General features: G+C 39.2%; 11 protein-coding genes. 7 read left to right on the top strand and 4 right to left on the bottom strand.

Annotated features, from left to right (window positions below; genetic code table 11):
• The first annotated feature begins 302 nt into the window (after positions 1-302).
• The 5 genes from rubA to L3V46_RS05710 all read left to right on the top strand — a co-directional run bounded on the left by rubA (position 303) and on the right by L3V46_RS05710 (position 5,243).
• A complete protein-coding gene (gene rubA / locus L3V46_RS05730) occupies positions 303-467 on the top strand; it encodes a rubredoxin RubA (RefSeq protein WP_004678010.1) in 165 nt (54 codons plus the stop codon).
• Between the two features lie 105 nt (positions 468-572).
• Positions 573-1,763 carry an FAD-dependent oxidoreductase gene (locus L3V46_RS05725; protein ID WP_239045174.1) on the top strand — a complete coding sequence of 397 codons (1,191 nt, stop codon included), beginning with the start codon at positions 573-575 and terminating at the stop codon, positions 1,761-1,763.
• 58 nt (positions 1,764-1,821) lie between these two features.
• Complete coding sequence (estB, locus tag L3V46_RS05720) at positions 1,822-2,760, top strand: esterase EstB (protein WP_004823254.1); 939 nt, start codon at positions 1,822-1,824, stop codon at positions 2,758-2,760.
• A 13-nt stretch (positions 2,761-2,773) separates the two neighbouring features.
• On the top strand, positions 2,774-3,679 hold the full coding sequence (gene oxyR, locus L3V46_RS05715) for a LysR family transcriptional regulator OxyR (RefSeq protein WP_004717396.1): 906 nt from the start codon (positions 2,774-2,776) through the stop codon (positions 3,677-3,679).
• 349 nt (positions 3,680-4,028) lie between these two features.
• Entirely contained in the window at positions 4,029-5,243 is a 1,215-nt protein-coding gene (locus L3V46_RS05710) for a tetracycline resistance MFS efflux pump (protein WP_004823256.1), read from the top strand.
• Positions 5,244-5,403: 160 nt separating this feature from the next.
• Here L3V46_RS05710 and ppk1 read toward each other — a convergent pair whose 3' ends face one another.
• Both ppk1 and mtgA read right to left on the bottom strand, forming a co-directional pair.
• Entirely contained in the window at positions 5,404-7,488 is a 2,085-nt protein-coding gene (gene ppk1, locus L3V46_RS05705) for a polyphosphate kinase 1 (RefSeq protein ID WP_004823258.1), read from the bottom strand.
• 130 nt (positions 7,489-7,618) lie between these two features.
• Positions 7,619-8,293 carry a monofunctional biosynthetic peptidoglycan transglycosylase gene (gene mtgA, locus L3V46_RS05700; protein WP_239045173.1) on the bottom strand — a complete coding sequence of 225 codons (675 nt, stop codon included), beginning with the start codon at positions 8,291-8,293 and terminating at the stop codon, positions 7,619-7,621.
• 73 nt (positions 8,294-8,366) lie between these two features.
• Here mtgA and L3V46_RS05695 point away from each other — a divergent pair, with 73 nt between their 5' ends.
• Entirely contained in the window at positions 8,367-9,176 is an 810-nt protein-coding gene (locus tag L3V46_RS05695) for a rhomboid family intramembrane serine protease (RefSeq protein WP_239045172.1), read from the top strand.
• A 175-nt stretch (positions 9,177-9,351) separates the two neighbouring features.
• Here L3V46_RS05695 and L3V46_RS05690 read toward each other — a convergent pair whose 3' ends face one another.
• Both L3V46_RS05690 and L3V46_RS05685 read right to left on the bottom strand, forming a co-directional pair.
• Positions 9,352-11,961, bottom strand: coding sequence for an FtsX-like permease family protein (locus tag L3V46_RS05690; protein ID WP_239045171.1), 2,610 nt, complete (start codon positions 11,959-11,961; stop codon positions 9,352-9,354).
• Positions 11,961-12,710 carry an ABC transporter ATP-binding protein gene (locus L3V46_RS05685; RefSeq protein ID WP_096734833.1) on the bottom strand — a complete coding sequence of 250 codons (750 nt, stop codon included), beginning with the start codon at positions 12,708-12,710 and terminating at the stop codon, positions 11,961-11,963. The genes L3V46_RS05690 and L3V46_RS05685 overlap by 1 nt, the downstream gene beginning before the upstream one ends.
• A 48-nt stretch (positions 12,711-12,758) precedes the next feature.
• Between L3V46_RS05685 and L3V46_RS05680 the strand changes: the two genes are divergently transcribed.
• On the top strand, positions 12,759-13,370 hold the full coding sequence (locus tag L3V46_RS05680; protein WP_085944123.1) for an arylesterase: 612 nt from the start codon (positions 12,759-12,761) through the stop codon (positions 13,368-13,370).
• Positions 13,371-13,398: the final 28 nt, after the last annotated feature.

The following is a 13,398-nucleotide window of genomic DNA, read 5'->3' as shown; positions in this document are numbered from 1 at the left end:
ACCTTTGTCTAAATTCAAATATTTTTAAACTTTTATATCAGTGCTCATCCCTTGTTATGACAGTGTTGTAATTAAAATTGTCTGACAAAGTTGGCATAATAAACATCGCTTTTGTCCTGAGCTGCCATTCAGCTTTAAGATTAGTTAGATAAACTCCGATATTTACTTTACTTTAGATACAGAACTGCGTAAGAATTTAGAGGAATATGTACACATTTTATTTGCATATTATTTGAGTCAAGCAGCAGAAGGAATTTTACTGACAGAAAAAACAATGCATCTGTCAGATATCGGAGAATCAGATGAAGAAATATCAATGCATCGTTTGTGGTTGGATTTATGACGAAGCAGAAGGTTGGCCACAAGATGGCATCGCAGCAGGTACCAAGTGGGAAGACATTCCTGATGACTGGACATGCCCAGACTGCGGTGTTTCTAAAGCAGACTTTGAAATGGTAGAAATCTAAGATATTGCGTAAAGACCATGTTTACATGGTCTTTTTTACATTTATTTTCAACAATACAAAATTATTCAATTCACCTCTAAATTTGAAACAGGTATGGAGAAAGATATGCAACCGATCATCATCATAGGTTCTGGCATGGCGGGTTATACCCTTGCAAGAGAATTTCGTAAGTTAAACACCGAACAGGAATTGGTGATGATTTGCGCAGATGATGCGGTGAATTATGCAAAACCTACCCTATCTAATGCATTGGTTGGGAAAAAAGCACCTGAACAAATTGGTTTAGGCGATGCTGAAAAGATGAGTAGTCAACTGAACATGCGGATTGAAAAAGAAACATGGGTTAAAAGTATTGATGCAGAGAAACATGAATTAACCCTTGAAAAAGATGGACAACCTTCAACTCAAGGCTACTCAAAACTTATTCTCGCTGTGGGCGCAAATCCGATTCGATTAGCGATTGCTGGTGACGGAAGTGATGATATTCATGTGGTTAACTCACTAATTGACTATCGTGCATTCCGTGAAACTTTAGACAATTGCAGCACGGGTGAATGTGGTAACAAGCGTGTGGTGATTTTAGGTGCAGGCTTAATTGGTTGTGAATTTGCCAATGACTTACAAAATACTGGGCATCAGGTTACGGTGATCGACTTAGCACCACAGCCGTTAGGGCGTTTACTGCCTAATCATGTTGCACAAGCGTTTAAAGACAATCTTGAACAATCAGGAATCAAATTTGCCTTGGGCACCACTGTAGAAAAAGTTTCTAAATCTGAGCGTGGTTATATCGTTTCATTGGCCAGTGGTCAGTCCTTGCTCGCGGATGTTGTGCTTTCTGCGATTGGCTTACAACCTAATATTGCCTTGGCTAAAGCTACAGAAATCAACACCAGTCGTGGTGTGATTACCAATACCTTGCTCGAAACCAGTCAAGCAGATATTTTTGCCATCGGTGACTGTGCCGAAGTGAATGGAACACTCTTGCCATTTGTCATGCCAATCATGCAACAAGCGCGTGCATTGGCCAAAACCTTGAGTGGACAAACCACCACTGTACACTACCCAGCAATGCCAGTCGCGGTGAAAACCCCAGCCGCACCTTTGACTGTACTTCCTGCTCCAATTGATGTAGATGTTACATGGGAGAATGAAGAGTTTGAAGATGGAATGTTATCTAAAGCAACAGATGCTGAAGGTACCTTACGTGGTTTTGTATTGTTAGGTGCAACTGCTGGAAAACAGCGTTTAACATTAACAAAACTGGTTCCAGACTTGATTCCTGCATCGGTTTAAGGTTTTAATAGTAAGGATATTTTTTAATCAAAGAATATCCTTGCTTAGGAAAATAACAATGAATAGCGCACTTCAATTTCAAGTTTCACCTTATGCATCGTTCATGAATGAAACCAAAGTCGATTTAGGTAATGGTATTCAGCTTCATGTTGAAACTGGTGGAAATCCACAACACCCGACCATTCTGTTGATTATGGGTTTGGGTGCGCAAATGTTATTTTGGCCTGATTTTTTTTGTAAATCACTGATTGATCAAGGCTTTCATGTGATCCGCTTTGATAATCGTGATATTGGCTTATCTTCAAAAATTCGCCACCAAGGTCCACGTTTAAACTCTTATAAGCTGATGGGTCGCTTTGCTTTGGGCTTACCGAATGACGGCGCGCCTTATAACTTATTTGATATGGCGGATGATGTTGCATTATTGATTGATCGTTTAGGTATTGAAAAACCACATATTTTGGGTGCTTCAATGGGTGGTATGATTTCTCAAATTTTAGCTGCAAAATATCCTGAGAAAATTGATAAAGTCGGCTTACTCTTTACCAGTAATAATCAACCTTTGCTACCTCCACCATTTCCAAAACAACTCTTTAGTCTCATTGGTAAACCTGAATCACGTGATGAAGAAGGAATTGTGAATCATTCCTTGAAGGTTTTTCATATGATTGGTTCACCTGGTTATATCAACCAAGTTGAAGCAATTCAAACTGCACGTAAATTATATCGTCGTAGTTATCATCCAGCGGGTGTACTTCAACAGTTTTTAGCAATATTATGTACAGGTTCCTTACTTAAATTGGATAAGCAGATCAAAAAGCCAACTTTAGTGTTACATGGCTCTAAAGATCGGTTACTACCTCCAAGTCATGGTAAGGCAGTTGCTAAAGCAATTTCAGGCGCTAAATTTGAATTAATTGAGGGAATGGGGCATGATATCCCACCGCATTTTGTTCCTCAACTTAGCGGGTTATTTGCACATCATTTTAAATCATAAGCATTAGGACACTATGGCTGCATTACCATCCCTAAGACAGTTGTCATATTTAGTGACATTGTCTGAGACGCTGCACTTCACTGAAGCAGCGCGCCGTTCGTTTGTAACTCAATCTACTTTATCTGGTGGAATCATGGAGTTAGAACGTTTATTGGGTGGCGTACTCGTAGAACGTGATCGCCAAAACGTACGTTTAACTCCTCTAGGTGAGCAAGTTGTTGCCCGAGCCCGTGTTCTACTCGCCGATGCTCAGGACTTGATGCGGTTAAGTCGAGAAATGAGTGAACCGTTAACTGGTGATTTGCATTTAGGGATTATTCCAACCATCGCCCCTTTCATTTTGTCGCAGCTTTTGGAAGAAGTGCATAAACAACTTCCAAAAATTCAGTTGCATCTGCATGAAGCACAAAGTGAAAAAATTGTTGAAAAACTTGAGCATGGCAATCTAGATGTGATCATGCTGGCTTTACCATTCGACACACGTGGTTTGAAAGTTGCTGAAATTGCGAAAGAAGATTTATTCTTAGTCTGCAATAAAGCAGATCAAAATGCGATGAATGCAAGAAGCTTAGATGATTTAGATCTTTCTCATCTTATGCTCCTTGAAGAAGGTCATTGCCTACGTGATCATACCTTAAGTGTTTGCCCAATCGGTGAGCGTAAAAATGATCACCGTTTAAAAGCAAGCTCATTGCCAACTTTAGTGGAAATGGTCAGTTCAAACTTAGGCTATACACTGCTTCCTGAGATTGCAATTCATGCACATATGCTGAAAAACAATGATCAGATTGTGGTTAAACCTATTGAGAATGCACCATCACGCACTTTGGCTTTAGTTACACGTAAAAGTACACCACTACAAAGTGAATTTGATGTGTTGGTACAAATTCTTCAAAAAATCACGCCAAATTTACGTTAATTTTCCAATACTAAAAAGGAGTCATGATTGACTCCTTTTTTATTGAATATCTAAAAAACCTATAGATCACATCAGCATAAGCAAAATTAAAACGATCTTGTTTTTACTGGATCAAGCATGATAATATTTGACCAGTACAAAAACACTCGCTTATTTTTGTATGTATTGTTACGATAAAAATCGCGAAAAATCGACCTATCCTCAGCTTGTTTTTTTAAAAGCATGCATCCATCTCGTCGACACATATCCAATTCTTCGCATTGGTCAGCGTTCCATAGGGCTTGAATCTTCCAAGCATCGTTAACAGGTTTCCACAGTTTTCTGTGCCTGAATTTTCGATAGGACGCGTATGAACCGACCTTTATATATTATTTTTTCAACGATTGTCTTAGATGCAATTGGCATTGGCATCGTATTCCCTCTGCTTCCCGCACTACTAAAAGACCTGGGCCATCAGCATAACGTTGCCTTGTTAATGGGGGTTTTCCTAAGCCTGTATGCGCTTATGCAATTTATTTTCTCCCCGATCTTAGGTGCTTTGAGTGACCGTATCGGTCGAAGACCTGTTCTGCTGATTTCACTTGCCGGTTCTGCAATCAACTATTTGTTTCTTGCTTGCTCACCCTCTCTTATCTTGTTATTCATTGGACGGATCATTGCTGGAATCAGTAGTGCCAATATGCCCGTGGCTTCAGCCTATATCGTTGATACCACGTCAGAAGAAAATCGAGCAAAATATTTTGGTTTAATGAGCGCCATGTTTGGTATTGGATTTATTATCGGTCCTGTACTCGGTGGATTATTGGGCGGGTATTGGTTACGGCTGCCTTTTTTTGTTGCGGCAATTTTAACAAGCGTTAACTTGCTTATCGCATTCTGGCTACTCCCTGAATCCCGAAGTAACAATCCACTCCCAGTTCCCCCTCAAGTTTCAATTTCGCAAAGTTCGAGTTTAAAGATAAATCCCTTGAAAAGTTTTGGTTTTATCCTTGCTCAAAAAGGTATATTGCCGATTTTGCTGATATTTTTTCTGTTTAGCGCCTGCGGTGAAGCTTATGGTGTCTGCTGGGCACTTTGGGGACACGATACCTTTAAATGGAATACATTTTGGGTTGGTCTTTCTTTAGGCACTTTTGGTTTATGCCAAGTACTGGTTCAGTCATTTATACCGCAACATGCCGTCCGATATTTTGGTGAAAGAAATACCGTGCTGATCGGTCTGGCATGTATATGTATGGCATTAATCATCATGGCTTTTACCCAACACGCTTGGATCATTTTTGCAATCATGCCGATCTTTGCCCTAGGAAGTATCGGCACTCCTGCACTACAAGCTGTTGTTTCACAAAAAATCCCAGCTGCACAGCAAGGACAATTTCAAGGTGTTATCGCCTCAACCATTAGTCTGGCCTCGATTATTGCCCCATTGTTATTCTCTACACTTTACTTTCATTTCCAAACACAATGGACTGGCGCTATATGGTTGGTTGTCGCGATGATTTATTTAATTGCATTACCTGCAATTTTATCGAGTTTAAAACCACAACAGCTTAAGTCATTCTAGTATTTAAGAACGTCAATGCTTTATTAGAAGCGTTGGTTGCTGATTTAAAAAACTTAAATCTATAGCAACCAAGTCATTCAATTTCATTAAAATCCGATTGATTGATACAAAAAAGCCCGATTAATTTTAATCGGGCTTAAGACAATCAAATTATCTTGGCTTAACCATTTACAAAGTGCTCAAGCAAAGTTTGTTGTGCATTGTAAATTGCCTCGCCTTCTTTAGGTTGCACACGAGTCCAAGTACCATCGCCTTGCAACAGCCAAGCACGGATATTATCTTTTAAGTAGTTGACTAAACCTTGCTGGTAAATACGTTTTTTTAATGCTGGATCTTCAATCGGGAAGCACACTTCTACACGATTAAATAAATTACGATCCATCCAGTCTGCACTTGAACAGTAAATACGTGGATTGCCATTATTTCCGAAATAATAAACACGGGTATGTTCTAAGAAACGCCCGACAATTGAACGTACTCGAATATTTTCAGACAGGTTTGGCAACCCAGGACGTAAACAGCAAATTGAACGAATAATCAGATCAATTTGCACGCCTGCTTGCGAAGCTTCATATAATTTATTGATCAATTGAACTTCAGTTAACGCGTTAACTTTAACAATAATTTGTGCAGGCTTGCCCGCTTTGGCATTGGCAATTTCATCATCAATAAAAGCAATTAACTGAGCATGTAGCGTAAATGGCGCATGTAACAGTTTTTTCAACTTCGCCATTTTGCCCATACCGGTCAATTCTTGGAAAATACGATGTACATCTTCGCAAAGCTCTTTATCTGTAGTGAGCAGTCCATAATCGGTATAGATACGTGCATTCGTTGCATGGTAGTTACCCGTACCCAAATGCACATAACGTACTAACTTATTATTCTCACGGCGTACCACCAAGATCATTTTGGCGTGCGTTTTATAGCCCACGATGCCATAAACCACAACAGCACCCGCCTCTTGTAATACATTGGCAACAGCGATATTCGATTCTTCATCAAAACGCGCCCGTAACTCAATCACAGCGGTGACTTCTTTACCATTACGTGCCGCTTCTGCAAGTACCTGAACAATTTCAGAGTCAGCACCACTACGATATAAGGTTTGTTTGATGGCTAACACTTGGGGATCACGTGCAGCTTCACGCAACAAGTTAATAACTGGTGCAAATGATTCAAATGGATGATGTAAAAGAATGTCTTGTTTTTGCATTGCTGAAAAAATATTTTCAGACTTTTTCAATACTTTTGGAATCGCCGGCACATGCGAGTCATAACGCATATGTGGACGTTTAAAATTTGACACAAGACGTGCCAGATTTACCGGCCCATCCACTTTATAAAGTTGTTCTTGTTCTAGATCAAATTCTTCAAGCAAATATTCATAAATATGTTTTGGACAGTTTTCTGTCACTTCTAAACGTACTGCACGACCAAAACGACGTGAACTCAATTCACCTTTCAATGCTTTGGCTAAGTCTTCTACATCTTCATTCAGTGCCAAATCTGCATTACGTGTAACACGGAACTGATAACAACCTGTAGCTGTCATCCCTGGGAACAAATCCGATACATGCTCATGAATAATCGCAGACAACATCACAAAATGTTCTTTGCCGCCTGTAAGCTCATCAGGTAAACGCACTACACGCGGAAGCGAACGTGGCGCTGGTACAACTGCTAAATCAATTTGTCGACCAAATGCGTCTTTCCCTTCTAGAGTCACAATAAAGTTTAAGCTTTTATTGACCAATCGTGGGAATGGATGTGCAGGATCAAGGCTAATCGGAGTAAGCACTGGTGCAACTTGTTCTTGGAAATATTTTTTAATCCACACAGATTGTGCAGGCGTTAACTCGCCACGACGTAAAAAGCAAATGTCTTCTTCACGTAACTTAGGAAAAATTTCCTCATTGAGGATACGGTACTGACGCTCAATCGCTTCATGTGCAGTTTTAGAGATTTGGTCTAAGACTTGTTTTGGCGTCAAGCCATCTGGTGAACGACTTTCATTCCCTAAAGTTAATTGCTCCATCATTCCTGCAACACGGATTTCAAAAAATTCATCCATATTACGAGAAAAGATCAATAAGAAATTCATACGTTCAAGCAAGGGATGTAAAGGATCAACGGCTTGCTCTAAAACACGTAAATGGAAATCTAAAATTGAAAGCTCACGATTTATATATCGTTCATTATAAGAATATTCTGTAGGCGTTGTTGTCGTCACTGCGGTATTCATGCAATAAACCTGCATCAAAAAAATGTCTTAATTCTAGTATGCTTCAAATTTGTGACAATTTCATAAAAAAAGCATCGCTTCATAAAAAAAGCACATCAATTTGTGCTTTTTTAAATTCATTTATTTAGCGTCAATCTGGAATACGGGTATAACGCATATACTTCAAAACCAAACGCTTACGGTATTGAAGCTTAGAATCATCACGATTTTTTTGATAAAACTTCGGATTGGTTAAAATCACTGCTAAAAATGCGGCCTGCTCACGACTTAAACTTGCCGCGCTCTTAGAAAAGTAATGTTGTGATGCAGCTTCAACACCATAGATATGATCTCCAAATTCAACAGAGTTCATATAGACTTCTAAAATGCGCTGTTTCGTCCACATCCGCTCCATCATGGTGGTGGCAATCGCTTCCTGACCTTTGCGAATAAATGAGCGACGATTATAGAAGAATAAATTTTTAGCCAATTGTTGAGAGATCGTTGAACCACCGGCGACTACTTTGTCTTTTTTTAGATTACGTTGTAGTGCATTTTCAATACCATCCCAGTCGAAACCATGATGATCGAGAAATTTGGCATCTTCGGCAGCGACAATTGCATGTTTAAAGTTATCACTGATCTTGTCATAGTCACGCCATTGATGTTGAATCGGCTCAAAATCAGACAAATATGTCCAACGCATAAACATGGTGGTTTCTACATCATGAGTACGCCAATAAATTAAACTTGAGAAAATCCATAGCTGAATCATGATCAAAATACTGACCACAATTAACAAAGCACGAACAATAAAAGCTTTCATGTCAGCCGCTTACTCCGAAAATTCTGACGTTTCATGTTAAGCTGAATCTATCTATAAAAAGCTAAGCAATAGCATGTCTAAATATCAAGATCTTTCAACTTATAGCCAACCCAATTCTATTGGTAAAATAACCTTATTGTTGATTGTCATCAATGTCGGTTTATTTGCCATCCAAGTCTTATCAGGTGTCAATATTACTGACCCGACAACGTTGGATGCGTTGCGTTGGGGTGCTGATTATGCACCTTTAACCTTCTTAGAGGAACCATATCGCTTATTCAGTAGTATGTTTTTTCACTTCGGTATCCTGCATCTAATGATGAACATGTGGGCACTGTATATTTTTGGTGATGTTGCTGAAAAAACTTTAGGAAAGTTTTATTTTCTTGAACTTTATATCCTTGCTGGACTCATGGGAAGTTTATTAAGTGGTTATTTGGATATTCGAAATAGCTACGAACTGCTGCAAAATTTTGATCAAAAACTCTTTCCTCATGTATCTGCAGGTGCATCGGGTGCTGTGATGGGACTTGGTGGTGCACTGACACTACTATCGTTGTTCCCACCTACCCCGAATCAAAGATTCATTTTAGATAAAAGATCACTTTTAACGGTACTTGCGATCAACTTAGCTTTTGGCTTTTTAGCCTCTGGAATTAACAATGCTGCCCATATCGGTGGGATGTTAATGGGTGCGGTCATGGCTTTGGCTTGGTATGCAACACAACGTGCCAAAATGGGTAAAGCTGCCAATATTATCATTGTGATTTTAGGGATTGCAGCAACCTATGGCGTTTATCTCTATTGCCAGCATCTCGTTGGACCACTTAGCCCACTTTGGCAACAAGCCATTGCACAAATGCGTGAGCAATTAAACTTTTAATCTCTAAAATAGCTTGTCTATGCCGTAATAAAACATTGCAGAGTACACTCAATTCAAAAGTATAAAAAACGGCGACCTATAGGTCGCCATTTTTAATTTACTGTCTTCTCTGACCAGTCTTTTAAAGACTCAACTGAAATTAAACAGCCAGATAAAACCACTTAAACAAAGCGGTTTAATTCAACTCTCGTAGACTTTGCAATGGTGGAATTTCAGATAAATAGCTCAATCGGTAACGCCCAATCAATGCACACAACACTGCCATCGAAATTGGTAAAATCAACCAAATTTCCCAATGTAATTGCATCACCATTTCCATACGATAACTGGCAACGGCACTAATCACCTCTGCAAAGAAACAGGAAACGATTCCTGCCAATAATCCGATAAAGCCGATTTCAAAACTCATCATATTTTTTAACTGACGCTTTGAACTACCAAAAGAACGTAGTAATGCCACTTCTTTTTTACGTTCATCCATCAGCAAATTGATACAGGCAATCAGTACCAAAAAGCCAGATAAACTCACCAATACTGCCAAAACCGTAATGATTTTAACCAACACAGAAACCAAGTTTTTAATTTCATCAAAAATTAAAGTGACGTCAATAAAGACCGTATTGGAAAATTGCTGAATCAGATTAACCATCTTAATTTTTTCACTCGGCGGCACATAAAAGCTCCCTAAATAGCTGCCTGCATTTTCATCCAACGTCTTTGGGGTAAAAATAAAGAAAAAATTTGGGCTAAAGCTTTGCCATTCCACTGTACGCAAATTCACAACTTGCGCGTCCAAATTTCCCTCAGGCAAACTAAAAGTTAAACGATCACCAATTTTGATGCCCAATTCTTCAGCCAGTTTGGCCTCTACAGACACCTGCCCAATTTGAGTCAATTGAGCATCTCCAGCAACAATGATATTGTCTTGTGGATAATGATCTGCTTGGGTGAGATTTAACTCACGACGTAAAGAATTATTGGTTTTCACCAATTGGGCAGGAAAAGCTTGACCATTTTTTGCCAATAAGCGCCCTTTTACATTGGGATATAACGGTGTGCTTTTCCAGTGTTGCTGTGCCAATTGTTGTTTAAAAGCATCCAGTTCAAATGGTGGTAGACCATAAATAAACTGGTTAGGCGTTCCTTCAGGCAATTGTTGCTGCCAACGCTCTAATAAATCAGTTCTCAATACAGCAAGTACCGTGATCAGACTTAAACCCAATGCCAAAGCGGTAATTTGCAATGCGGTTTGCGAAGGGGTTCGGATATAGGCTGAGAGCCTATTTTTCATTGATTTTAAAGTCTTTAAAATCATCCAAACCACTGCATATAACAAACCTGTTAACACAATGACTGCACCCATTACCAACGCAGTAAGTATCAGATTTTCGGTCAAGACCAAACTAAAAATAATTAAGCTGACTAAACCTGTAGCCATCATCCACAACATTGAACGTGCCGACTTTTCTTGTTGGCGTATCACCCGAATAGGCGGTGTATTTAACAGTTGCCACAAGCTCGGTAAAATAAATCCAATCAATACAATTGCACTGGTAAAGATTGCAATAGGTAAAGGACCAACCAGCATCTGCAACATTGAAAATTGCAACTCTAGGTTCGGAATCATCTGCAACATCAATTGCAATAATGAATAACCTAAAATCAGTCCTAAAATACTGCCAATGACAATGGCGATTAAAATAACAACGCTCAGCAACCCGAGATAGGTTTGAAAAATCTGCCGTTTCGTTGCACCCATGCAACGCATCAGCGCAATATGATCTTGGTTCTGCTGTACATAACGCTGACTAGTTAAAGCGATGGCTAAACCACATAAAAGAATCGTCAGAATATTGGCCAATTGTAAGAAAGTATCGAGGTTTTCAATTGGTTTAAGTAAGCGTGAATTGCCCTCATCTGCATTACGTAGTCTTAAATTACTTTGTGCATCTAATTCATTATCCGCATTTTGTTGATCTTGTATGGATTGATCTGTTTGTGAGTGTGTTGCTGGCTGCTTTTCAGTCAATGTGTTTTCAGTCAATGTATTGGCACTTGATGCACTTAAAGCTGAATCTGCATCCGAATTTTGTGCAATCTTTGGATTCACATTTTGCTTTTCTTGCGCTTTAAATGTCTTAAAAAATTGCTGGTATGTTGCAATCGACTCCGCATCCCCTGCCATCAACAAACGATATTCAATTCGACTTCCAACTTGAATTGCACCCGTTTTTGCAACATCTGCTTGAGAGATAATCACGGTTGGCGAAAAGGCGGAAAAGCCTAATTCTTGATTTGAATCATGTTCAATGATGCCAGTAACTTTAAACTGACCATTGGCAATTTGAACGCTATCGCCTAGGTTTAATTTTAATAATTCTTGTGCGCGTTTGCTTAGCCAAACACCACCACTTTGTAAGGCTTGTTTTGGCGCAATCCTTAATTCACCACGTAAGGGAAATGCTGTGTCAATGGCTTTCACATTGACCATAACAAACTTATCCTGCGTAGAGGCCATTGAACCAAAAATAGTGACATGGGACTGTTTTAATTTTAAATCATCAGCCTGTTTGATCCATTGTTGGTCAATTGGATCTGTATCACTAAGTTGTAAATCTGCAGCTTGCATTTTGGCAGCTTGTAAGGTCACTGCTTGTTTGACTTGATCATTGCTAAACTTCAATGCGGTGGTCGCACTAATGGCTAAACTCAATGCAATAATCAGTAGATATATACCTGAACTGGCAAAACTTTGCCTAAATAAGGGTTTAAACAAGGTCAACATTACACCACCTCATTCGATTGAGGCGTTTGAGCATGTTCAATCAATTGACCATCTTTTAATTCATAATGACGTTGGCACTGTGCGGCCAATTGCGAATCGTGAGTGACAAGTACTAAGGTTGTACCGAGTTCTTTATTTAAATCAAATAAGAGTTGTTCAATTTCAAATGCAGTATGTTCATCTAAATTGCCTGTAGGTTCGTCAGCAAAAATAATTTTGGGGTCAGAAATTAAAGCTCGTGCAATGGCAACCCGTTGTTGCTCCCCACCAGACAATACTTTCGGGGTTTGTTGGCTTTGTCGCTCTAAACCAACTTTAGCCAATAAACTTAAGGATTTTTGTTCTGCGTGTGCATAATTAAAATTCTTCTGTAAGCGTAATGGTAACATCACATTTTCTAAGGCAGAGAGATGTGGCAGTAACTGGAAAGATTGAAATACAAAACCAATATATTGAAGCCGAATCAGCGCACGTTGTTCTTCGTTTAAATGCTCAATCGCTTCACCACAAACACTGAGTTGACCTGCACTGGCTTGATCGAGAGTGGCAAGGATGCCCAATAAAGTTGATTTTCCGGAACCAGAACGTCCAGTAATCGCGACCTGTTCACCTGTATAAATATTAAGATTTAGATTTTCAAAAATTGTAAGCGTTTGATGAGGTAATTCTATCTTTTGTGTAAGTTGCTGTGCAGAAATTATCACTTGTGGCATGATGGGAGAAGTTGAATCATCCTGAACCTTAGACATCATAAAGTACCTTATATGCAAATCAAAAAATTGTTAAATTTGAAAATGATGAAAAATCTAATTCATTGTTTATTTTTTAGCATAATCTGTCTGTTGCCCGTTAGTAGTTTTGCAAAAACGATCATGATTTTAGGTGATAGCTTAAGTGCGGGTTATGGTATCAACCCACAACAAGGCTGGGTTTTCTTGCTACAGCAACGCTTAAACCAACAATTTCCCAAACAACATAATGTGGTGAATGCCAGTGTAAGTGGTGAAACCACCAGTGGTGCCTTGGCGCGTTTTCCAAAACTATTACAAAGCCATAAACCTGATATTGTAGTGATTGAGTTGGGTGGCAATGATGGTCTACGCGGTCAACCGCCACAAATGATTCAGAAAAATCTTGCCCAATTAATTCAACAAAGCCAAAAAAGCCAAGCCACGGTCATTTTATTGGGAATGAAAATTCCACCGAATTATGGTGCAGCTTATAGCCAAGCTTTTGAGAAAAATTACCAAACCCTAAGCCAACAATACAAAGTAAAAATGCATCCGTTTTTTATGAATGGAATTGCAGGCAATAAAAGTTTGATGCAAAAAGACTTGATCCATCCCAATGCAACTGCACAGAAAATTCTACTCGATAATGTCTATCCGTTGATTCGAGGCGCGCTTTAAGTTTTTCTCAAAGCCGAAATGATTGTGT

It is taken from the genome of Acinetobacter sp. AG3, from assembly GCF_022343575.1.
Taxonomy (GTDB): Bacteria; Pseudomonadota; Gammaproteobacteria; order Pseudomonadales; family Moraxellaceae; genus Acinetobacter; species Acinetobacter guillouiae.
This window is presented reverse-complemented; position numbering and strand designations above follow the sequence as displayed.